This window comes from Methylobacterium sp. UNCCL125 (assembly GCF_900116795.1).
GTDB lineage: Bacteria > Pseudomonadota > Alphaproteobacteria > Rhizobiales > Beijerinckiaceae > Methylobacterium > Methylobacterium fujisawaense.
The window spans coordinates 76179-98048 of sequence record NZ_FPBW01000004.1; the positions used below are offsets into that span (position 1 = coordinate 76179).

A 21870-nucleotide genomic window follows, 5' to 3' on the forward strand; every position below is an offset into this window, starting at 1 on the left:
AGCCGCCGGGTCACCCGACGCTCATCAGGCTGGCATTGCCGCCGGCCGCCGCGGTGTTGATCGCGGTGGAGATCTCTTCGACCAAGCCCGCCGGATCGTAGAGATCGCCGGCCGCCAGCGCCTCCGGCTCGCGGGCCTGGAGAGGCAGGATGGCCCCATCACGGGCCGCGAGGGCGGCGTTGAGATCCCGCAGGGCTGTCGCATCGCCCGCGAACAGGACGCCCTGGACGTCGCCCGCGCGGTCGAGATCCGGAGCCCAGGCGATCCGGGCCGCGCACACCGCCGGCAGACCGTCCAGGGCCGCATCGCTGCCGCCGGCCGCGACGATGACCGCCGCGTTGCCGGTGCCAAGGATCGCCCCGAGCTGGAGCAGGAGCGCCGTCTCCGTCGCCGCGACGGCGGCGACGCGCCCGCGCGGACGCAGGGCGTACTGATTGCGCTCACCCACCGGTCCGGCCAGCGCGATCGGGGCGGATCCGGGATAGCGGACGGTCTCCAGCCTCTCCGCGAGATCGTGGCGATGGCGCGACCGCAGCCACGCCACGTAGGGGCGCAGCGCCGCGTCGTCGGCGGGCAGCCCGTCGCAGGCGTCGGCGGGCGGTCTCCGCACCAGCCGGCCGAGGGCCAGCGGGCCCCCGGCCTTGGGGCCCGTCCCCGACAGGCCCGAGCCGCCGAAGGGCTGCACGCCCACCACCGCGCCGATGATGTTGCGGTTCACGTAACGGTTGCCGGCCCGCACGCGGCCGAGGACGTGGTCGATGGTCTCGTCGACGCGGCTGTGCAGCCCGAAGGTCAGCCCGTAGCCGGTGGCATCGATCGCCGCGAGGAGCCTGTCGAGGGTATCCCGACGGTAGCGCAGCACATGCAGCACCGGGCCGAACACCTCCTGCTCGACATCGGCGACCGCCCCGATCTCGATCAGCGTCGGCGGTACGAAGGTCCCGGCGCCGGCCTCGGGCGGCAGGGGCAACTGCTCCACGGGAAACCCCCGCGCGCGCAGGCTCGCCACATGATCGACGAGGCGGGCGGCGGCGTCGGCGGTGATGACCGGTCCGATATCGACGGCGAGGCGCCGAGGGTCGCCGACCTGCAGCTCCCGCAGGGCGCCCTTGAGCATGTGCAGCGTCCGGTCGGCGATCTCCTCCTGCAGGCACAGGATCCGCAGCGCCGAGCAGCGCTGGCCCGCGGAATCGAAGGCCGAGGCGATCACGTCGGCCACCACCTGCTCGGCAAGCGCGGAGGAATCGACCACGAGGGCGTTCTGGCCGCCGGTCTCGGCGACGAAGGGCACCGGCGCTCCGAAGCGGTTCAGCCGCCCCGCGAGTGCGCGCTGGATGGCCTTGGCCACCGCGGTCGAGCCGGTGAACATCACGCCCTGCACGCGCCGATCCGCGACCAGGGCGGCGCCGACACGGCCGTCCCCCGGCAGCAGGTGAAGGGCATCCGCCGGGATCCCGGCCGCGTGGAGCACGCGGATCGCCGCGGCGGCGATCAGGGGCGTCTCCTCCGCGGGCTTGGCCAGGACCGTGTTCCCCGCCGCGAGGGCGGCCGCGGCCTGTCCGACGAAGATCGCCAGGGGGAAATTCCACGGCGCGATGCAGGCGACCGGGCCGAGCGGCTCGTGCGCGTCGCCGAGGATTCGCTCGGCCTCGGCGGCGTCGTAGCGCAGGAAATCGACCGCCTCGCGGATCTCCGCCACGGCGTTCGCGTAGGTCTTGCCCGCCTCCCGCACGATGAGCCCGATCAGCGCCGGCATCTGCGCCTCGAAGGCGTCGGCGGCCCGCCGCAGGCAGACGGCGCGCGCGGCCGCCGGCGTCGCCGCCCAGCCGGCGGCGGCCGCTTCCGCCCGGGCCACGGCGCCTACGATCGCCGCAGCTGTCGCCGCCCGGCCGAAGCCGACGACGTCCCGGTGGTCGGCGGGATTGCGCACGGGCTCGTCGGCCGCCGCGTCGTCCTCGCCCGACGGCACCGCCCGCCAGACGGTGCGCTCGCTCGCCAGCAACCCCTCCGAGAGATCGGCGAGGGCGGCCTCGTCGGCGAGGTCGAGACCGGCGGCGTTCATGCGGTGCGAACCGTACAGATCCCGGGGAGCCGCGATCCGCGGATGCGGCGCTCCGGGACACGGCATGGCCTCCACGGCGGTGACGGGGTCGGCGATCAACGCCGCGATCGGCACGGCCGCGTCGGCGACTTGGTTGACGAAGGAGGTATTCGCCCCGTTCTCCAGAAGCCGCCGGACGAGATAGGCGAGCAGGGTCTCGTGCGTGCCCACCGGCGCGTAGATCCGGCAGGGGCGGCGCAGGCGCTCTCCGGCGACCACGGCCTCGTAGAGCGGCTCGCCCATGCCGTGCAGGCACTGGAACTCGTACTGGCCGGGCCGAAAATCCGGGCCTCCCATCTCGACGATGCTCGCCAGGGTCTGGGCGTTGTGGGTGGCGAATTGCGGGAAGACCGCGTCCGGAGCCGCGAGGAGCCGACGCCCGCAGGCGAGATACGAAACGTCGGTGTGGAGCTTCCGGGTGAAGACCGGGAAGTCCGCCAGACCGTCCACCTGCGCCCGCTTGATCTCGCTGTCCCAATAGGCGCCCTTGACCAGACGCACCATCAGCCGCCGACGGCTTCGGCGGGCGAGATCGATCAGCACGTCGATGACGAAGGGACACCGCTTGCCGTAAGCCTGGACCACGAAGCCGAGCCCGTCCCAGCCGGCGAGGTCCGGATCGAGGGCGAGCCGCTCCAGGATATCGAGAGACAGGTCGAGGCGATCGGCCTCCTCGGCGTCGATGTTCAGGCCCATCCCGTAGCTCTTGGCGAGGCGGGCGAGGTCCCGCACACGGGGATGGAGTTCGGCCAGGACACGGTCGCGCTGCGACCGCACGTAGCGGGGATGGAGCGCCGACAGCTTGATCGAGATGCCGGGTCCGAGGAGCACGCCGCGGTCGGCGGAGGCCGCCCCGATCGCCCGGATCGCCTCCGCGTAGGCGCGCCGGTAGCGTTCCGCATCCTCGGCGGTCACGGCAGCCTCGCCGAGCATGTCGTACGAGTACGTGAAGCCCTTGGCCTCGCGCCGCCCGGCATGCCGCAGGGCCTCGGCGATCGTCCGCCCGGCCACGAATTGCTCGCCCATCATCCGCATGCAGAGATCGACGCCGGTGCGGATCACCGGCTCACCGCCGCGGGCGATCAGGCGGGTGAGCGCGGCGGACAGGCCGGCCTCGTCCCGGGTCGCGGCGAGCTTGCCGGTGACGAGCAGGCCCCAGGTCGCCGCGTTCACGAAAGGCGACGGGCTGTGCCCGAGATGGGCCGCCCAGTCGCCGCCCGCGATCTTGTCGCGGATCAGCGCGTCCCGCGTCGCCGTGTCGGGGATTCGCAGCAGCGCCTCGGCGAGGCACATCAGCGCCACGCCCTCCTGGCTCGACAGCGCATATTCGTGGATCAGCCCCTCGACGCCGCCGCGGCGCCCCTGCCGACGCAGGGTTTCGACCAGGCGTCCCGCATGTTCGGCGACGCGCCGGGCGGCCTCGGGCGGCAGGCGGGCCTGATCGAGGAGCGCCGCCACACACTCGCTCTCGGGCCGCCGACAGGCCGCCGTCACGGCCTGCCTCAGGGGCGACCGGTCCGGCAGGCCGGCGGCGAGCCGGCGGGAGGCAGCACTCGCCCCGACGGCCGCAGCTTCGACGACGCCGGTCCCGGACATGATCCGTCCCTCCGACACGGCACGATGCCGCGCCGTTGCGACCTCAGGCTACACAATCCGGGCGCCGCGTCGAAGCCGGGGTGCCGACGGAAAGGCTTGGACCGACCGGCCCGTCCCGGGCGGTCACGGTCACGCGGCCTCACCTTTCAGGAGCGAAGCCTGCGCCTGCGCGAGATCGGATCCCGTATGCAGGGATGCCCCGGCGATGAACTAGGTCAATCCATAGGCTTCCGCCCACATAAGGTCTTGTCGTATGTTTTGGCCGTCTATTGGTCCGCTAGCCGCGAGTTACATAAGACTATATTGAGATATATTAGGGCATTCAATCGTTTTGCACATTCGGATTGTCCGCCCTTGGTTGCGGACCGCTCAGGTCAGAGCCCACGTCTCGATGAGGACGCCGCATGCCGCGTTTGGAGATCACCGGCACCGAACGACGCTACAACACGGTCGCAGCCATCGAAGACAACGGTGCGTGGCAGATGGTCATGCCCTTTCCGCGGGCTTCGATCCGCGCCGCCGCCCTTGTCGGCGATGAGAGGCTGGTCTGCCTGTCCGAAGACGGGGAACTCTGCCTGATCGCGTGGCGCGCGCGCCAAGATGTTGTGCGGCGGCGCCTACCGCGCGGGGATTCCTGTGCCCGTAGGCTGTTCGTCACGCGCGATGCCGAGCTGATCGCAGCCTATGTGAGCCATGTTCCGAGTGACGAGATCCAATACCTCCACCGCCTCGTCGTCCTGCGGGCGGCGGATCTCGAAATCCTGCTGGATGGGCGGGGGATCACCTGGCCGTCCGACGGTCCGATCGGACGTCTTTCCGCCGAGGAGGCTTATCCGCCGCGACCGGGTGGACCGGCCATCCTGACGATTCACGGCGATCTGTTCGAGGATCCGGAGGGAAGGCTGGCCTTCATCGGCCTCCGATGTGGGCCGGGCGGGTCGTCCTACGGGCTTTGCCGCCTGGAGCGAACCGACGGGTCGGTGCGCTACGATCCGCTTCCGGACGCGGTGAAACCGTATTGGTTCAGCCCGAGCGGCCGCTACGCAGTCACGCCGCGCCTCGATCCTTCGCCCGGGCAACCCGGAGCGGCAGCGGATGCGGTGGGGGACGAGCCCCGACACCGCGCACAGGCCGTCGAACTCTGGACGACCGAACCCGTCGCCCACGTCGCGACCCTCGTCGCGCGCCCGGGCCCCGAGCAGCACCGCGTCATGACGGAGGTGGCCTGGGAACCGGACGAGCGGGCGCTCTGGGTCAAGTACGGGTTCTTCTGGGATCGGAACACGGAGTTCCAGCGCATCGGCCTGGACGGCGCCCGCTCGCCCGTTTTCGCGTTCGGCCGCTATGCGGGCGCCAAAGCCGTTTCCACATTCGGCGACGTGGCCGATGCCGAGAGGGTCGAGATCCGCTTCTACAGCGACGCAGTCTTCATTCCGCGACCCTGGTGCGCCGATTCGGGACCCGCGCGGCTGATCGCGCAGGACGAGGACGGGTATCGCCCTCTGGCGTCGGCGGGGCCGAGCGCGTCGGCGGTCGGGCGCTTCCTGGCGCGCTCGCTACCGGTGGTCACCGTGGCGGATTTCTCGGCTGCGGCCATCGCGGAATCGTTGGGCTGGCTCACAGGCCAGATCCGGGCGGATCTCGCCGCCCTTCTGCGGAGCGACGCCCTGGCGCTGACCTTCAGGGTCGGCGGGAAGGCACTGACGGAACCGGCCTTCTTCGCGCGGATCGCGCGCGAGCGCATCGCGGTGGCGCCCGTGCTGCGTGAGCTCCTGACAACCTATCTCGAAGTCCAGCCCGCACTCGTGGCCGCCAGGAACCTGTACCGGCAGATCTGGGGGCCCGATGACAACCAGGGAGCGCTGGCGCCGGCGATGCAGGCGCTGCTCCATCTCGATCCGGCGGCCCACGACGTGTTTCGCGACTATCTCGCCCAGCGCGACGGGGAGCACGAGGACTACTCCACCACGGTGATGATGCAGACCTACATCGCCGCGACGGGCTGGCGGGACAGGGCCATGATCGGGTTCGGCGTCTATTTTGCGCTGATCCGGTACAGGGACGGCGTGATCAGCCTGGGCGGAGGCTTCCTCGAGGAACACGGTGTCCTCGATGCCGCCGAGGGGTTGCTGGATCCCGCCGACTTCGCCGTGCTCATCCGCGAAGAACTCGACGGGTTCGCCGCGCGGCCCGATCTCGATTGCCACCTCGGCCCGGACGCCCTGTCTCGCGAACTCCGAGCCAGCCTCGCGACCACCGCCTATGGCCGACGGGTCCTGGCGGCGCTCGCGGACCGGCCGGCCGCACCGCCCGGCCCGACCTGAGGCCGCGGGACGCGAAACGGTCCGTCGCGCGATCCCGTCACTTCATGGCTTGGGCGTGGGCGGCCTCGATCGCCTCGGTGAGGAGGGGCTGGGCGCCCTTGCGGCGCAGGGTGGCGGTGGGGATCACCACCGGATCGGCGCAGGCCTGGACGACGTGCGCCAGGTCGAACTGCACCGCGAGGCCTCCGACCTTGGCGTCGAGCCACGCCATCATGGCCGGTGGCTGGCCGTCGTAGGTCTCGGTGACCGCCTCGCGGCATTCCTTGTCCGCATCGACGGACTTCGGATCGCCCGTCCTCGGCCGATAGCCCGCGAGGTAGAGTTCGTGCAGCGTTTTGGAGGCGAGCGTCACCATCTTGGTGCCGCCCGCGCCCTCGGCGAGGGCGAGCGTGCCGGTCAGGGATGCGGGCAGCAGGGTGGTCCAATCCACGGGGGCGCCGGTCGTGAGGTCGTAGACGATCGACATCGTGCCGGAGTTCGGATGCGCGCCTCCGCAATACATGCTGTCGGAGATCACGAAGCTCAGGAAACGCGGGCCGCGCATCGGGGTCTCGACGGTCCGCTCCCAGGAGCCGTTCTTCCCATCCTGCGCCTTGCAGTCCCGCGCCGCCGCGAGGGCCTTCGTGTCGAGGCGCTTCACCGCCGCGTTGATCCGCCGCTCGGCGTCGTCGGCCGGCGCAGCGATCTGCGGCATGGCCGCGAGGCCGGGGATCAGGTCGGCCGGCGCCTTCAGGACCACGGGTCCGTCGGCGGCCCAGGCGGGTGTGGCCAAAGCCAGGAGGATCGCGGTCCAACCCGCAGCCCTGCCGCGAGCTCGCCATACGCTCGGCCGGACGGTTCGCTTGAACATGGTGCCGCTTCTCCCGATGGCGGCGGGTCCGACATCCGGGGCCGCCCGCCGTGTCGCGATTCGATGTGTCCGTCCCTACCATCGGCGAACGCCGTTCGGCGCGCGCTTTGACACCTGCGGAAGCGGTGGCAGAAGCCCCGCATGACCGCGATCCTGATCTACGGCGCCACCGGCTATACCGGCCAGCTCCTGGCCGCGCAGGCCGTCGGGCAGGGCCTGCATCCGATCCTGGCGGGGCGCGACGCGCACACGCTGCGGCCGCTTGCTTCCCGGCTCGGTCTGGAGATGCGGGTCGCACGCCTCGACGATGCCGACGGCCTGCGCGCCGCGCTCGCAGGTGTGGCGGCGGTGATCCACGCGGCCGGCCCGTTCTCGAAGACGGCGCGGCCGATGGTGGAGGCCTGCCTCGCCGCGGGCGCGCATTACGTCGACATCACCGGCGAGATCGCGGTGCTGGAGGCGCTCGCCGCGCAGGATGCGGCGGCGAAGGCGGCCGGCCTTGTCCTCCTGCCGGCCGCCGGCTTCGATGTGGTGCCGAGCGATTGCCTCGCCGCCCACGTGGCCGGGCGCCTGCCCGGCGCGACGCATCTGCGCATCTCCATCGGCGGGTTCGGCGGCTTCAGCCGCGGCACCGCCCGCACCATGGTGGAGGGCATCGCCTGGGGGACGCGGGTGCGCCGGGACGGACGCATCGTCGAGTTGCCGAGCCCGCCCCGCGGCACCGCCGATTTCGGCGCCGGCCCGCGCCGGACCGTGGGGCTCGGCTGGGGCGACGTGTCCAGCGCGTGGTACTCGACCGGGGTGCCGAACATCGATGTCTACTTCGAGGCCTTCCCCGCCATGGCGGCGGCGGCCGGTCTGCCCGCCGGAATCCGGCGGATCATCGCCGGCGGCACCGCGCAGCGCCTGATCAACCGCGGTATCGACCGGCTGCCCGCCGGCCCGTCCGCCGCCGCGCGGGAAAAAGCCCGCAGCACCTTCCTGGCGGAAGCCTGGGACGGCGCCGGCCGCCGCGCGGCGAGCCGGATGGAGACCGCCGAGGGCTACACGCTGACGGTCTGGACCGCCCTGGAGATCGCCCGGCGCGTCGCCGCGGGACAGGTCGCGCCGGGCTTCCACACGCCCGTCACCGCCTTCGGCGCCGACTTCATCCTGGGCTTTCCGCATGTGACGCGGACGGATCTCTGACCGGCGCTCCGGACTGGCCCAGCGCTCGATCCGATGCGAGCCGCCCGGGGCTCACACGGTCGCGCCGATCTGCCAGGGGGCGAATTCCGAGGAGCCGAAATCGAACTGCTCGCTCTTCGTCCGCTCCCCGCTCGCGACCCGGAGGATCAGGTCGAAGATCCGGCGCCCGGCCTGCTCCACGCTCTCTTCGCCGTCGAGGATCGTGCCGCAATTGACGTCCATGTCCTCCTCGAGCCGCCGGTACATGGCCGAGTTCGTGGCGATCTTGATCGACGGCGACGGCTTGCAGCCGAATACGCTGCCGCGCCCGGTGGTGAAGCAGACGAGATTCGCCCCGCCCGCCACCTGCCCGGTGGCCGAGACCGGATCGTAGCCGGGCGTGTCCATGAACACGAAGCCCTTGGCGGTGACGGGATCGGCGTAGCGCAGCACGTCGACGAGGTTGGTGCTGCCGGCCTTCGCCATGGCGCCCAGCGACTTCTCCAGGATCGTGGTCAGGCCGCCGGCCTTGTTGCCCGGCGACGGGTTCGCGTCGATCTCCGATCCCTCCTTGCGGGTGTAATCCTCCCACCAGTGCATCAGGTCGACGAGCTTCTGGCCCACCTCCGGGCTGACGGCACGGCGGGTGAACAGGTGCTCGGCCCCGTAGGTCTCGGTGGTCTCCGACAGGATCACCGTGCCGCCGTTCTGCACCACGAGGTCGCTGGCGATCCCCAGAGCCGGATTCGCCGAGACGCCGGAATACCCGTCCGAGCCGCCGCATTGCAGGGCGACGATCAGTTCGCTCGCCGGCACCGGCTCACGGTGAACCACGTTCGCCTCGGCCAGGATCCCCTTCACGAAGTCGATGCCGGCCTCGACGGTCTTCCGCGTGCCCCCGAGGCTCTGGATGTTCATGCTGCGGATCCGGTCGCCGAGCCCCTGCTCCTCCAGGAACGCGCCGATCTGGTTCACCTCGCAGCCGAGCCCGATCATCACGATGTGCGAGAAGTTGACGTGCCGCGCGTAGCCCGCGAGCGTCCGCCGCAGGAGACGCAGCGGCTCGCCCATCGCCATGCCGCAGCCGGTCTTGTGGGTCAGCGCCACGACGCCGTCGACGTTGGGATAGGGAGCGAGCGGGTCGAGGCCGAGGATCGGGTGGCGGCGGAACGCGTCGGCGATCAGGTCGGCCACGTGCGCGCTGCAATTCACCGAGGTGAGGATGCCGACGTAGTTGCGGGTGGCGACGCGCCCGTCGGGGCGGCGGATGCCCTGGAAGGTCGCCGCCGGCGTGACGAGCCGCGTCGGCTTGGCGTCGACGCCGAACGCGTAGTCCCGGGCGAACTCCCCCATCCCGAGATTGTGGACGTGGACGTGCCGGCCGGCCGCGATGTCCTCCTTCGCGAAGCCGATGATCTGGCCGTACTTGGTCACCGGCTCGCCGCTGCGGTGCTCCCTGACCGCGACCTTGTGGCCGGCCGGGATCCGCTCCGCGGCCGTCACGCCGTCGGCGACCGGGGTGCCCGGCTCGATGGCGCCGCGCGCCACGGCCACGCCGTCGGCCGGCCGGAGGGTGATCACGGGATAGGTGGACATCGGTCTCTCCTGGGATTCGGTGGGGCCGGTCGCCGTCACCGCGCCGCCTCGGGGCGCAGGGCCGGGACGCGGGAGTCGCGGACCGGAAGCGGCGCGATCTCGCCGACCACGAACAGGTAGATGAAGGCGCCCAGCAGGCAGAACCCGCCGGCGACGATGAGGGGGATCACGAACGAGCCCTGGGTGACGGTGAGCATGATGCCCGTGAAGGTCGTGGTCACGATCCCCGCGACGTTCGAGGCGAAGTTCTGGATGCCCCCGATCGAGGCCACGTGGGCCGGGGTCGGCGCCACGTCGCCGGGCAGCGCCCAGATCGACGCCGCCGTGAAGGCGAGGCTGCCATAGGCGACCGCGAAGCACAGCAGAGCCACGTAGACGTTCGGGGCGATGATCGACAGCGTGATCACCGACGACATCAGCATGCCGCCGACGAGGCAGGTCTTGCGGGCCGCGGTGAGGCTCCAGCCGCGGCGGTAGAGCGCGTCCGACGCGAAGCCGCCGAGCCAGCCCGCGGGGATCGACGCCAGGGCCGGCAGGCTGCCCAGCGTGCCGAGTTCGGCCAGTGAGAAGCCGCGCGCCTTGACCAGATAGGTCGGAAACCACGTGATGAAGAAGTAGATCACGAAGTTCAGGCAGAAGAATCCTGCCATCATCCCCCAGACGGTGCGGTACCGGAACAGCGACAGCCACGGCACCTGATTCTGGGCGTCGGCGGCATCGACGGTCTTCGGCCGATCCTGCGCGGCTCGGAGCCGGGCCAGTTCCTCCGGCGAGACCTTCGGGTGGTTCTCCGGCTCGCGGTAGAGCCACATCCAGAACACCGCCCAGACGAAGCCCAGCACGCCGGTGACGATGAAGGATTCCCGCCAGCCGAGCGTCGCGATCACCCAGGAGACCAGCGGGATCGCCAGCGCCGAGCCTACCCGGGAGCCGCTGTCGAAGATGCTGCTGGCGAAGCTGCGCTCGCCGCGGGGAAACCACGAGGCCGCGACCTTGGCGAAGGACGGATAGGCCCCGGCCTCGCCGATGCCGAGCAGCATGCGCAGGCCGAGCAGCGACAGGAAGCCCCGTCCGGCCGCGGTCAGCGCCGTGCAGGCCGACCACCAGACCACCGCGACCACCAGCGAGAGCCGGGCGCCGACCCGGTCGGCCACGTAGCCGAAGGGCAGCTGCATGATCGCGTAGGTCCAGAAGAAGCCCGACAGGATCAGGCCCATATCGGTGGCGTCGAGCCCCAGTTCCTTGGACATGGACGGCGCCGCGACCGCGAGATTGGCGCGGTCGATGTAATTGATGGCGTTGGCGGCCATGCAGAGGCCGATCATGAGCCAGCGCAAACGAGGCATCGCGTTCTCCTCCCGAATGCCGGGGATGGCGTCCCCGGGCCGTGCGGCGCCCCCGTTTTGGCCGTGGGTCGCCGCCGATCGTGGTGTCGCGCCGGGCCTTGTCCGGCTCAGTCGCGGTAGGCGTTCCCGTCGAGGCCGTGCGGCCGGCCGGCGGCCAGGAGGGTTTCCCACACGGGCTCGGGCAGCGGCACGCCCTCGGCGAGGCGTTCGGCGCGCATCCGCCGCTCCGGCTCGCCCGGCAGCAGAACCTCGGCGCCGGGCATCGGCTTGGCGCTCTTGAAGAAATCGAGATAGGCCCGTGTCTCGGCGGCGAGCACATCCTCGGTGCCGAGGGCGGCGGGCGTGACGTAGATCGACAGCATGCCGTTGCAGATCCGCCGCTGCCCGGGGCCGGCGGTTCCGGAGCCGGTGAGCGCGCCGGCGAGCAGCTCGCACATCAGCGCGAGGCCGGATCCCTTGTGCTCGCCGAAGGCCCGGATCGCCCCGGCGCCGCGCTGGTTGTCGCGCTCGACGCCCTCCAGCGGTCCGAACAGCGTCGCCGGATCGGCGCTCAGGCGGCCGTCGGGCTCGATCAGCGCGCCCTCCGGCAGCGGCTTGCCGCCCCGGGACGCGACGAGCACCTTGCCCTCGGCCACCAGCGAGGTGGCGAAGTCGAGGATGATCGGCTCGGAATCCGGAACCGGGAAGCCGGCGGCGAACGGCGCTGTCGAGAACCGGCGCTCCACCGAGCCGAAAGGCGCCACGAGGAGGCTGCCCGCCACGTTGACGAAATGCACCGAGACGAGCCCCGCGGCCGCCGCCCGCTCGGCCCACTCGCCGATCCGGCCGATATGCCCGGCATGCCGCAGGGCAATGATCGCGACACCGTTCTCCCGCGCCTTGGCGATCCCGAGATCGACCGCGACGGGGCCGGCCGTCTGGCCGAATCCGTAATGGGCGTCCACGAGGGCGAAGTTCGGCGCGTCGTTGACGATCTCGGGCGTGCGGCCGGCCTCGACCTCGCCCGCGCGCAGCCATTCGACGTAGCGGGTGACGCGGACGACCCCGTGGCTGTCGTGGCCGGTAAGGTTGGCCGCCACCAGGAACCGGCCGATCCGTTCGGCCTCCGGCTCGGCGCAGCCCTCGCGCACGAAGATGTCCCGCACATAGGCGGACAGCCTGTCGGCCGAAATCCGCATTCCGTTCCTCCCTCGCCGCGCTTCACCGAGCCCGTGCGGGATGAACCTAGCGGTCTCGGACGTGCAGGGCGAGCACCCGGGGGTGACGGCGGACGCCACCTGTCGTCCCCGAGGGCTCGGTCAACGATCCGACGGGACCGGGCCGGGCGGATCGCCGTAGGGATAGAAGTCGGCCGCCCGCATCTGCGCGTAGGGGAGATGATCGAGCCGCACCGTCCCGAGGAACGGCTCCGGGGGCTCCACCAGCAGGATCGTGCGGGCGTAGCCGCTGTCGTCGAAGCCGCGCCGGAAATGCACCCGCGACTTGATCGCCACGACGTCGAAATCGGCCGGCTCCAGGCCGAGACGCCACAGCTCCTCCGGGTCGACGATCTGCGCGAGCTGCGGGCTCAGGACGAGCACGTTGCCGCCTCCGAAGGCGACGCAGATCCAGGTTCCGCCGCCACCGCCGCTGCCGGCGACACCAGGCTCCGGTGCCGCGACGACGCGCAGCACGGTTCCGGTGATCCGCACCGGATCGCCCGCGGACGGGTCGCCGCCGCCGCCGACCGGTGCGTCGAACGGGTCGCCCACCGCGATCTCCCGCGCCGCCGCCAGGACCGCGGGCGATGCGACGGTGGCGACCAGGGTGCGGGTGAGACCTTGCCGGAGGATCTCGCTAAGCAGCCAGGTCCCCCGGCCGGACCGGTCGCTGTGGTCGGCGAGGACGACCGGAACGGCGCCCTCCGCGATCGCCGCCCGGGCGAGGCGCACGCCGTCGGCGATCGTATGGATCCGCGTCGCCTCGAGCAGCGAACGCCGCTGCCGCCACGCGAAATCCGCGACGTCCCGCGCCGCGCGGTCGGCGAGGTCCGGATCGCCGTTGGTGATCGCCTGCACGGTCATCCCGCCATCCGGAGCATCGCCCCACGGGAAGCCGAAGAAGACGTTGACGAACACGTCCGGCTCGCGCGCCTCCCAGACGAGGGCGCGCTGCACGAGGTCGGCCCAGGGCGTGGCACCGGTCCATTGGACCACGGTGGGTGACAGGATCGGCACCTTGAGGGTCCGATGCGCCGGCCGGTAATCGCCGCGCACGGCGCGGACCAGCATCCGGGCGGCCCGCTGACCCTGAAGGTGGCCGTCGTAATGCGGGAAATACTTCACCGCGAAGGCCAGGTCGGCATGGTCGAGGAAGGCCTGATCCTCGTTCCCGTGCAGATCGAAGGTCCCGACGAGAACCGCCGCTTCGCCCACCGCCGCGCGGACCTGCCGGGCGATGTCGGCCTCGGGCCGGGGAACGCCGCGCACCGCCATCGCGCCGTGCAGCGCGAGGTAGACGCCGTCGAACGGACCCGTCGCGCGCAACTCCGAGATCATCCGGCCGAGGAAATGCGCGTAGGCGTCCGCAGTGATCCAGCCGGAGGCGGTGCCGGTGCGCGGCCAGAGCGGCGAGGTGATACCGACCAGCGCGACGCCGTCATATTCCCGCGCCACTTTCACGAAGCCGCCCATGTAACCCTTGGGATCGGTGGCGAGCAGCGCGTCTCCGGCCGCCGGCGAACCGGGATAAATGAAGTCGTCCCGGGTCGTGTCGTTCGGCAGGAACGTCACGGTCTCGTGCGTGAACTGGAGGACGGCGAGGCGCATCGATGGTGGGTCCTCTGGGATCCGGGTGACGGTCAGGCGATCTCGCGCACGAGCTTGGCGATGAGCGCGCGGCCGAAGGCCGCGAAGCTCTCGGCGGTCATCACGAAGGCGCCCTCGCCGCCGATGACGACGGCCCGGTAATACGCCGCCAGACCGCCCGACGGGTTGGTGTGTTCCTTCAGAAAGTCCGGCATGCCCTCGGGATCGCTGAGGATCACGATGCCGTTCACCGTGATGCCGGATGCCACGGCGGCGTCCCGGGCCTCCGCGATGGAGCGCCCGGCATTGCCGGTGCCGTCGCCCGAGATGTCGATCACCCGCCGGTCGGCGCGGAACGGCGCCCGCGCCAGCAGATCGGTGGCGAAGGCGATCGCCGAGCCGATGGCGGTGCGGCCATAGAACGGGCGCGGTACGGTCAGCAGACGGGCGGCGAAGGCGGCCGCATCGCCGGCCGAGCCGATCACCATCCAGTCGACCGCCACCTGCTGCTCGCCGGGGCCGGCCCAGTCGAACAGGGCGACACCGATGCGGCCGGTCGGGCCCTCGCCGATGGCGCGGAGCACGCGCGGATCCGCGAAGGCCTCCGCGTAGCCCCTGCGCTCGAGTTCGAACCGGGCCGCGCTGATGCTGAGCGACACGTCCGCCGCCAGGACGAGGAGGAGGTCCACCCCCGGATCGGCCGCATGGGCGCGGCGACCGGCCAGCGAAAGGGCGGCAAGCATCCCGGACAGGAACGGGCGTCGCCGCATGGTCGACCCTCGATGGCAAGCGCCTGTGCGGAACGGCGGACGCTCACACCTCTGCAACGAGCCTGCCACCCCGCCGGTTCAGGCCGTCCGGCCGCACTGCGCAAATGGGGGCCGCGTCGCGGAAAAGTTCCGCCCCCGGCACGCGGATCTGCGCCGCTTTCCGCCGCATCACGCTCCCAACGCGCTGCCCTACCTGCCGCGGATCGAGGCGCTGATGGCGCCGCCTTTCCAGAGTCCGTCGACATGAAGCTTGTTCGCCGAATCGGTCGCGCCATCGAGAGCGGGATCGTCGGAGCCGTCACCGGTACCGTCGCGCTCGTCAGCCGGACGATCGACGGCGCGATCGGGCTGGTGGGCCGCCTGTCCGACCGGCTCGACCGCCGGCTCGCGGCGCTGGCGCGCGAGTCCCGGGCGCGCCACGAGCGCGAAGGCCGCCGACAGATCGACCCGATCTCGCTGAAATAGGCGTAGCCGGCACCCGGGCGCTACAGCCCGGGTCCCTTCGCGGCGCCGAAGATGCGGCCCGGCCTGCCATCGGCCGCGCCCTGCAGGAGGACGACCCAGCTGTCCGCGTCGGCGATGTGGGCCTGGGCATCGGGCACCTCGAAACTGATTGGCTGGCCCGTCCAGTGGCCGAGGCGCTGCATACCCCGCACGACGTTCACGTAGGTCGCCGTCCGGCCGCCATTCTCCCCGGCCTGGATCGCGATGGCGCGGCTGCGCAGCACCGGCACGAGCCAGACATCGCCGCGGATCTCGGTCTTGGCCTCCGGGGCCGCCCCGACCTCCACCAGGATCCGGTCGCCCTTCATCTCCCCCCGCACCGGGACCGGTAGCCCGCCGTGCTGGCAGGCCTCGCGGATCAGCCGGTCCAGGGCCGGCCGGTCGGAGCCCACGGCGAACCCGTTGCCGTCAACCACCACTTGCGGTGTGAAGACCTGCCGCGCCCCCCGGCCCCGGGCGTAGGCCCGCTGGCGTTCGGTCAACGGCCGCAGCGCCAGCGTGTCCTTCCAGCCGAGATAGTCCCAGTAGGTCACCGGCAGGGTCAGGGCGACGACGCCGGGCTTGCGGGCCAGATCGCGCAGAACCGGATCCGCGGCCCGGCAGGCGCCGCATCCCTGGCTGGTGAACAATTCCACCACGGCGCGGACCGGCTCGGCCCGCGCCGGCATGGCGGCGAGCGCCGCGCAGGCCAACACGGCGGCGCGGAGCGCGCGGCGGTCGCGGATCGGGGCGCGGGGCCGGGGCGTCATCGATCCATCAGACCGTCTGGGAGGCCGAAGGTGAAATCACGTTGGCTTGAGAAGCCTCTACCGTCGGTTGAGATAGCGCCGGCGTCACTCTCGCCCTCGGCAGCATGTCGGGCCGCCAGCGGCGATGCATCCACAGCCACTGCCCGGGATTTTCGCGCACCCAGCCCTCCACGACGGTTGTCATCGCCTGCATGGCGCCGGCCACGTCGATGGTCCCGTCGGCGGCCCGGGGCAGGTCGAGGGGCGGGGTCAGGTCGAGGCGGAAGCGGCCCTCCGGCAGGCGCACGACGCGCACGCCATGGACCGGGCAGTCGTAATGGCGGGCGAGCTTGGCGAGCAGCGGGTTGGCGAGGCAGGGCCGGCCGAGGAAGTTCACCACGACGCCGCGGGTGAAATGCTGATCGATGAGCTGGCCCAGATGGCCGCCATTCTCGACCACGTCGCGCATGGCGAAGACGGCCCCCGGCGTGGATGCGGCCAAGCCGCCCATCGTCTTGCGCCGGACCTCCTGGACCAGGCGCGCCGCGGCCGGATTGTTGGGCGGGCGGAAGACCGCGGTGGCGTCCAGGCCGAACCGGGCCGCGCAGATCGCCGGCAGCTCCCAGTTCGCCAGATGCGCCGAGAAGATGAGACCCGGCTCGCCGTCGTCGCGCAGGGCGTAGAAGTGTTCGATGCCCGAAACCTCGGTCCGCGTCGGGCCCGTCGCGGCGGGATCGTAATCGAACAGGGTGTCGAGATGGGCGTACTCGGCCCCCGTCCGACCGAGATTGTCCCAGGCCTCCAGGGCGATCCGTCTCCGCTCCGCGTCCGGCATGTTGGGGAACGCCGCCCGCAGATTCGCCATCGCGGTGCGGTGCGCCGGCAGGAGCGGTCCGAGGGTGCGCAGCAGCAGCGCCGCGAATGCCGTGGACCGCACCGGCCCGAGGAGGCGCGCCAGAAGGACCAGGGCCCGGATCACCGGGACCATGGCGAAGCCCGCGAGGCGCGGGTACGATCGTTTCAGCAGGAGGGCGAGACGCAGCACAATCGATTCCAGGGATACGGTCCGGGCGGCCCCCCAGCGACCCGTACGGCGACGTTTACGCCAAGTCTCTCGCGGCGCGAAATGCTGATCGCGACACCCGGAGACATTGCAGCGCCCGACGGGCGCGCCGCCGTCGGCGCTACAGGCTGACGAGGATCTTGCCGAACACCCGGCGCGATTCGAGCCGCTCCAGACCCTGCGCGAAATCGGCGAGCGGGTACACCGTGTCGACGACCGGCCGGATGCCGGCTTCCATCTTCGCGAGCGACTGACCGATATTGGCGAGCGAGCAGCCGAAGGAGCCGGTGATGCGGTATTGCTGCTGAAACAGCTGCATCAGGTTCATGGTGGTCGAGACACCCGAGGTCGATCCGCAGGTCACGAGGCGGCCGCCGCGCTTCAGACAGAGCAGGGAGCCGTTCCAGGTGTCGGCGCCGACATGCTCGAACACCACGTCGACGCCCTTGCGCTTCGTCAGCCGGCGGACCTCGCCCTCGAAGCGCTCGGTGCGGTAGTTGATGACGTGGTCGGCGCCGAGTTCCGCGGCCTTGCGGCCTTTCTCATCGTCACCGACGGTCGTGTAGACGGTGCAGCCGATCGCCTTGGCCATGCGGATCGCCCCGGTGCCGATGCCCGAGCCGCCGGCATGGACCAGCACGCTCTCGCCGGGCTCCAGCCGGGCATTGTCGAACAGCATGTGCTGGACCGTGCCGAAGGCGATGCCCGCACAGGCGGCGTCGGTGTCGCTGACCCCGTCCGGCACCTTCACGACGAGGCGGGCCGGCAGGGTGACCAACTCCCGGGCGAAGCCGTCGAGATGGAAGCCCATCACCCCGGACACGTCCTCGCAGAGGTTGTCGCGCCCCTCGCGGCAGGCCCGGCACCGGCCGCAGGTCATGGCCCCGTAGGGCACGACCCGGTCCCCGGCCGCGAGGCCGGTGACCCCCGCTCCGACCGACTCGACGATCCCGGCCGCTTCCGCGCCGACGATCAGCGGCATCTTCCGCTTGGCGAAGGCCATGCCGCGGAAGCCCCAGACATCGATGAAATTGAGGCCGACGGCGCGGATGCGGATCCGGACCTCGTCGGCGCCCGGTGCGGGCGGCGGCTCGATCTCGGTCAGGCGCAGGTCGCGGTCGCCGAACAGCTGCAGGGCTTTCATCGTCTCTCTCATCACTCCGGCGCCAGATATCGCCGCCGCGCCCAGCCCAGGACCCGTCCGGCCTTCACCCGGCACCACGTGGTGCGGCTCGGCGTGTCGTTGGTGCAGCCGAAGACCAGGGCACGCGTGCGGATCTCGCCGATCTGCTCGGCGGACGGATCCGGCTCGGCGCGGATGCTGAGCGGCTCGCCCGGCGGCAGGCCGGAGATCCGGTAGACCTGCGGCTCCGCCCGGGCGTGGCCCGGGATCAGGACGGCCGCACAGCAGAAGGCGGCGGATAGGGCGAAGCTGGCGCGCATCGTCAGGATGGTCCGGTTCGGCGGGGCCACCGGTCAGGACCGGTGGACACCCATCATGGCGGTCAGGCCGCCATCGACGGGCAGCACGGCCCCCGTGATGTAGGCGGCGCCCTCGCCCATCAGGAAGGCCGTCAGCGCCGCGACATCCTCGGGCCGCCCGAACCGGCCGGCGGGAATCTGGCGCTCCATCCCGTCCCGGTAGGCGGCGTAGCGCTCCATCATGGCGGTGTCGACGAAGCCCGGGGCGATCACGTTGACGGTCACACCGCGCTTGGCGGTTTCGATCGCCAGCGTGCGGCAATAGGCGATGAGCGCGCCCTTGGTGGCCGCGTAGGCCGCGTTGCCGGCATTCGCCCGCAGGGCGGCGACGGACCCGATCGCCACGATGCGGCCCGACCGCGCCCGGGTCATCTCCCGGACGAGCGACTTGGCGAGCCGCGTCAACGAGAAGAAGTTGACCTGCATGGCCGCCTCGGCCCGCTCCTGATCGAGCATCGCCGCGAGGGCGTCACAGGACTGGCCGGCATTGTGGATGAGGCCGTAATAGCCCGCCGCTTCCGCGATCTCGCAGAACGCCTCCAGCGCCCCCCGATCGCCGAGATCGACGGAATGGGCCGCGAAGGCCCGGTCCGGATGCGCCGCACGCAGGTCGGCCAGCAAGGCCTGCGCGGCCTCGGCGGAGGCGCGATAGGTGAAGTCGACGCTCAGCCCGGCCTCGGCCAGGGCGCGGACGATCGCGGCGCCGATCCCGGACGCGCCGCCGGTCACGAGGACGCGGCTCTGGGCAGGTGCGGCGCTCACGCGGGCTCCGCGCCGAAGACCAGGCAGGTGTTCTGGCCGCCGAAGCCGAACGAGTTCGACAGCACCGTGCGCACCGGCAGGTCGCGGGCGGTCTCGACGATGTCGAGGGCGATGGTGGGGTCCGGCACCCGGTGGTTGATGGTCGGCGGGATACGGCCGTGGCGGATGGTCAGGAGCGAGACCGCGGCCTCGATGGCGCCCGCCGCCGTCAGGGTGTGGCCGATCATCGACTTGTTCGAGGTCACCGGCAGGCTGGCCGCGCGGGCGCCGAACACAGCCCCCAGGCCCAGGGCCTCCATCTTGTCGTTCTCCGGCGTCGAGGTGCCGTGCGCGTTCACCGTGTCGATCGCCTCGGCCGCGACGCCGGCATCCTCAAGGCTGGCCCGGATCGCCGCGATGATCGGCGCGCCGTCGGGACTGGAGCGGGTGCGATGGAAGCCGTCGCCCTTCTCGCCGCAGCCGAGGACGTAGCCGAGGATCGCGGCGCCCCGGGCGATCGCGGCCTCGGCGTCCTCAAGAACCAGAGCGGCCGCGCCCTCGCCCATCACGAAGCCGTCCCGGTCCTTCGAGAACGGCTTCGAGGCCGCTTCCGGCGCATCGTTGCGGGTGGAGAGCGCCGAGAGCAGCGAGAAGCGGATCAGCGATTCCGGGTTCACCGACCCGTCGGTGCCGATGCAGAGCGCCGCAGCGGTCTCGCCGCGCCGGATCGCCTCGACGCCGAGTTGGATCGCCGTGGCCCCCGACGAGCAGGCGGTGGAGAGCGAGATCGGCGAGCCCTTGGTGCCGAAACGGTCGGCGATGCGGTCGGCGACCGTGCCGAAGATGAACAGGTCGTGCCAGGGATCGAAGCGGCGCGTCGCGGCAGCCCGCAGCAGGCCGGCATAGTCGACCGGACCGTCGCCGCCCGCGGCCTCGGCCAGGGCCTGCCGCTGGGGCCATTCCATCTCCACCGGCGGGACCGCGATGAACAGCGCGCCCGGGAAATCGCCGCTGGTGCCGATCCCGGCCTGCGCCACCGCTTCCTCGGCGGCGACGGCGGCGAACCGCTCCGACAGGAGCGGCGCGACGAGGGGATCGGTGTCGAGAAAGTCCACCGTCCCGGCGATGCGCGTGCGCAGACCGTCGGTGGGAAACCGCGCGATGGCATGGATGCCGGACCGGCCCTCGGTCATGGCCGTCCAGGTATCGGCCTGTCCCCGACCGAGGGAGGAAACGACGCCGATGCCGGTAACCGCGACGAGCGGCCGGCCCTTGGCGTCGCGGTAGGATCGCGCGCTCATGGAGCGGTCCTTACGGGATTTTCCGCCGCGGTACACCTCCGGACCGAGGGGCTTGCGGCCGCGCTGCCATCATTCCGAGGCGCCGGAGGCGAGGCCGGGACGATGGCAACGCGGTCTCGGATCGGCGACGTCCGAGACCCGGCGCGCCGCTTCTCCTGTGCGGCCGGAACCACCAGGCTGCAGGTTTCTAGGTGCGCGGGGCGTTGGCGAGACGGAGCACGGTCTGCAGCAGCACGTCGGCGCCGGCCGCGCAGTCGGCCTGTGTGGCGGATTCGGCCTCGTTGTGGCTGATCCCGTCCTTGCACGGCACGAAGATCATCGCGGCGGGCACCTTGGCGGCGAGGTTGCAGGCATCGTGGCCGGCGCCCGAAATGATCCGGCGCCGCGCATGCCCCAGGCTCTCGGCGGCCGCATCGATCGCCGCCACGATGGCGGGATCGAACGGCACCGGCTCCTTCCGCCAGATCCGCGTCAGCGCGATCTCCAGGCGACGGCGTCCGGCGATCTCGGCGGCCGCCTCGGCCAGGGCCGCCTCCATGGCGTCGAGGGTCGCCGAGCGCGGGTCACGCACATCCACCGTGAAGGCGACCCGGCCCGGCACGACGTTGCGGGACGGCGCCAGGATCGCAGCCTCGCCGATCGTGGCCACGGCAGAGGGGGCGTGCGCCAGGGCGATCCGCTCGGCCGCGAGGGCGAACTCGGAGAGGGCGAGCAGCGCGTCCCGGCGGCGCGGCATCGGCGTGGTGCCGGCATGGCTCTCGAAGCCGGTGATGACGCCGTCGAACCACATGATGCCCTGGCCGCCCTCGACCACGCCGATGGTCTTGCCCTCGGCTTCCAGGATCGGGCCCTGCTCGATATGCAGTTCCACGAAAGCGCCGATCTCCCGCGTGCCGACGGCCTCGACCCCGCGATAGCCGATGGCATCGAGGGCTTCCGCCACCGTCGTGCCGGCGGCGTCGCGCTTGGCCAGGATCTCGTCGGTGGTGAAGTCTCCCGCATAGGCCGCCGAGGCCATCATGGCGGGGGCGAAGCGCGAGCCTTCCTCATTGGTCCAGTTGACCACGAGGAGCGGCGCCTCGGTCTCGATCCCGGCATCGTTCAGGCTGCGCATCACCTCGAGGCCCGCCAGGACGCCGAGGACGCCGTCGAACTTGCCGCCGGTGGGCTGGGTATCGAGATGCGAGCCGAAGGCGATCGGCTTGCGGGCCATGTCCCGGCCCGGCCGCAGGGCGTATTGGGTGCCCAGCGCATCGACCGACACCGTCAGCCCGGCCGCCTCGCAGGCCTCCCGGAACCAGTCGCGGACCTGGCCGTCCTCGGCCGAGAGCGTCAGGCGGTTGATGCCGCCGGCCGGCGTGCCGCCGAACGCCGCGGTCTCCAGGATCGTGGCCCAGAGTCGCGCACCATCGGCGCGCAGGTTGTGGGTCTTGCTGAGGCTCATCTCGGCCATGCCGGTTCCTTTCACGGCGGGTCGCCGTGCGACGGGGTCTTTATAGGCGGGCGCGGCCGGCT

17 protein-coding genes are annotated in these 21870 nt (G+C 71.6%); 3 read left to right on the forward strand and 14 right to left on the reverse strand.

Annotated features, from left to right (window positions below):
* Nucleotides 1-10: 10 nt before the first annotated feature.
* Nucleotides 11-3697 (reverse strand): trifunctional transcriptional regulator/proline dehydrogenase/L-glutamate gamma-semialdehyde dehydrogenase, encoded by a 3687-nt coding sequence (gene putA / locus BM396_RS04015; RefSeq protein WP_043378457.1) that lies wholly within the window; start codon nt 3695-3697, stop codon nt 11-13.
* A 404-nt stretch (nt 3698-4101) separates the two neighbouring features.
* Between putA and BM396_RS04020 the strand changes: the two genes are divergently transcribed.
* On the forward strand, nt 4102-6021 hold the full coding sequence (locus BM396_RS04020) for a hypothetical protein (protein WP_244538800.1): 1920 nt from the start codon (nt 4102-4104) through the stop codon (nt 6019-6021).
* Between the two features lie 37 nt (nt 6022-6058).
* Here BM396_RS04020 and BM396_RS04025 read toward each other — a convergent pair whose 3' ends face one another.
* Complete coding sequence (locus BM396_RS04025; protein ID WP_043378459.1) at nt 6059-6871, reverse strand: polysaccharide deacetylase family protein; 813 nt, start codon at nt 6869-6871, stop codon at nt 6059-6061.
* Between the two features lie 141 nt (nt 6872-7012).
* On the opposite strand from BM396_RS04025, the gene BM396_RS04030 reads away from it, so the two are divergent.
* A complete protein-coding gene (locus BM396_RS04030; protein ID WP_043378461.1) occupies nt 7013-8059 on the forward strand; it encodes a saccharopine dehydrogenase family protein in 1047 nt (348 codons plus the stop codon).
* A gap of 51 nt (nt 8060-8110) precedes the next feature.
* Here the strand turns inward: BM396_RS04030 and BM396_RS04035 are convergent, their stop codons facing one another.
* From BM396_RS04035 to BM396_RS04055, 5 genes are all read right to left on the reverse strand, one after another.
* The gene (locus tag BM396_RS04035; protein WP_043378464.1) at nt 8111-9634 is read right to left on the reverse strand and encodes a UxaA family hydrolase; all 1524 of its coding nucleotides are present in this window, start codon (nt 9632-9634) and stop codon (nt 8111-8113) included.
* 35 nt (nt 9635-9669) lie between these two features.
* A complete protein-coding gene (locus BM396_RS04040; RefSeq protein ID WP_043352792.1) occupies nt 9670-10980 on the reverse strand; it encodes an MFS transporter in 1311 nt (436 codons plus the stop codon).
* Nucleotides 10981-11087: 107 nt separating this feature from the next.
* A complete protein-coding gene (locus tag BM396_RS04045; RefSeq protein ID WP_043378467.1) occupies nt 11088-12158 on the reverse strand; it encodes a malate/lactate/ureidoglycolate dehydrogenase in 1071 nt (356 codons plus the stop codon).
* Between the two features lie 120 nt (nt 12159-12278).
* The gene (locus tag BM396_RS04050; protein WP_043378470.1) at nt 12279-13787 is read right to left on the reverse strand and encodes a M81 family metallopeptidase; all 1509 of its coding nucleotides are present in this window, start codon (nt 13785-13787) and stop codon (nt 12279-12281) included.
* A 32-nt stretch (nt 13788-13819) separates the two neighbouring features.
* A complete protein-coding gene (locus BM396_RS04055) occupies nt 13820-14536 on the reverse strand; it encodes a DUF1194 domain-containing protein (protein ID WP_043352785.1) in 717 nt (238 codons plus the stop codon).
* 243 nt (nt 14537-14779) lie between these two features.
* Here BM396_RS04055 and BM396_RS04060 point away from each other — a divergent pair, with 243 nt between their 5' ends.
* Nucleotides 14780-15001 carry a hypothetical protein gene (locus BM396_RS04060; RefSeq protein ID WP_043352783.1) on the forward strand — a complete coding sequence of 74 codons (222 nt, stop codon included), beginning with the start codon at nt 14780-14782 and terminating at the stop codon, nt 14999-15001.
* A 20-nt stretch (nt 15002-15021) separates the two neighbouring features.
* On the opposite strand, the gene BM396_RS04065 is transcribed toward BM396_RS04060, so the two are convergent.
* The 7 genes from BM396_RS04065 to BM396_RS04095 form a co-directional block, all read right to left on the reverse strand.
* Entirely contained in the window at nt 15022-15789 is a 768-nt protein-coding gene (locus BM396_RS04065) for a DUF1223 domain-containing protein (RefSeq protein WP_051975901.1), read from the reverse strand.
* A 7-nt stretch (nt 15790-15796) separates the two neighbouring features.
* The gene (locus BM396_RS04070) at nt 15797-16813 is read right to left on the reverse strand and encodes a lipid A biosynthesis lauroyl acyltransferase (RefSeq protein ID WP_043378474.1); all 1017 of its coding nucleotides are present in this window, start codon (nt 16811-16813) and stop codon (nt 15797-15799) included.
* A gap of 139 nt (nt 16814-16952) precedes the next feature.
* Entirely contained in the window at nt 16953-17975 is a 1023-nt protein-coding gene (locus tag BM396_RS04075; RefSeq protein ID WP_043352778.1) for a zinc-binding dehydrogenase, read from the reverse strand.
* Between the two features lie 11 nt (nt 17976-17986).
* Nucleotides 17987-18304 carry an SH3 domain-containing protein gene (locus tag BM396_RS04080; RefSeq protein WP_078947411.1) on the reverse strand — a complete coding sequence of 106 codons (318 nt, stop codon included), beginning with the start codon at nt 18302-18304 and terminating at the stop codon, nt 17987-17989.
* A 3-nt stretch (nt 18305-18307) separates the two neighbouring features.
* Complete coding sequence (locus tag BM396_RS04085; RefSeq protein ID WP_043378477.1) at nt 18308-19075, reverse strand: SDR family oxidoreductase; 768 nt, start codon at nt 19073-19075, stop codon at nt 18308-18310.
* On the reverse strand, nt 19072-20355 hold the full coding sequence (locus tag BM396_RS04090) for a beta-ketoacyl-ACP synthase (RefSeq protein ID WP_043378480.1): 1284 nt from the start codon (nt 20353-20355) through the stop codon (nt 19072-19074). Before BM396_RS04090 ends, BM396_RS04085 begins: the two co-directional genes overlap by 4 nt.
* A 187-nt stretch (nt 20356-20542) precedes the next feature.
* Nucleotides 20543-21799 carry a Zn-dependent hydrolase gene (locus BM396_RS04095; RefSeq protein WP_043378953.1) on the reverse strand — a complete coding sequence of 419 codons (1257 nt, stop codon included), beginning with the start codon at nt 21797-21799 and terminating at the stop codon, nt 20543-20545.
* Nucleotides 21800-21870 lie beyond the last annotated feature (71 nt).

What these genes read in the sequence shown, in the direction of transcription:
- BM396_RS04050 (WP_043378470.1), bottom strand. Translation starts at nt 13,787, where the DNA reads ATGCGCCTCGCCGTCCTCCAGTTCACGCACGAGACCGTGACGTTCCTG.
- BM396_RS04060 (WP_043352783.1), top strand. Translation starts at nt 14,780, where the DNA reads ATGAAGCTTGTTCGCCGAATCGGTCGCGCCATCGAGAGCGGGATCGTC.
- BM396_RS04075 (WP_043352778.1), bottom strand. Translation starts at nt 17,975, where the DNA reads ATGAAAGCCCTGCAGCTGTTCGGCGACCGCGACCTGCGCCTGACCGAG.
- BM396_RS04025 (WP_043378459.1), bottom strand. Translation starts at nt 6,871, where the DNA reads ATGTTCAAGCGAACCGTCCGGCCGAGCGTATGGCGAGCTCGCGGCAGG.
- BM396_RS04045 (WP_043378467.1), bottom strand. Translation starts at nt 12,158, where the DNA reads ATGCGGATTTCGGCCGACAGGCTGTCCGCCTATGTGCGGGACATCTTC.
- BM396_RS04035 (WP_043378464.1), bottom strand. Translation starts at nt 9,634, where the DNA reads ATGTCCACCTATCCCGTGATCACCCTCCGGCCGGCCGACGGCGTGGCC.
- BM396_RS04020 (WP_244538800.1), top strand. Translation starts at nt 4,102, where the DNA reads ATGCCGCGTTTGGAGATCACCGGCACCGAACGACGCTACAACACGGTC.
- BM396_RS04065 (WP_051975901.1), bottom strand. Translation starts at nt 15,789, where the DNA reads ATGACGCCCCGGCCCCGCGCCCCGATCCGCGACCGCCGCGCGCTCCGC.
- BM396_RS04040 (WP_043352792.1), bottom strand. Translation starts at nt 10,980, where the DNA reads ATGCCTCGTTTGCGCTGGCTCATGATCGGCCTCTGCATGGCCGCCAAC.
- BM396_RS04095 (WP_043378953.1), bottom strand. Translation starts at nt 21,799, where the DNA reads ATGAGCCTCAGCAAGACCCACAACCTGCGCGCCGATGGTGCGCGACTC.
- putA (WP_043378457.1), bottom strand. Translation starts at nt 3,697, where the DNA reads ATGTCCGGGACCGGCGTCGTCGAAGCTGCGGCCGTCGGGGCGAGTGCT.
- BM396_RS04090 (WP_043378480.1), bottom strand. Translation starts at nt 20,355, where the DNA reads ATGAGCGCGCGATCCTACCGCGACGCCAAGGGCCGGCCGCTCGTCGCG.
- BM396_RS04055 (WP_043352785.1), bottom strand. Translation starts at nt 14,536, where the DNA reads ATGCGGCGACGCCCGTTCCTGTCCGGGATGCTTGCCGCCCTTTCGCTG.
- BM396_RS04030 (WP_043378461.1), top strand. Translation starts at nt 7,013, where the DNA reads ATGACCGCGATCCTGATCTACGGCGCCACCGGCTATACCGGCCAGCTC.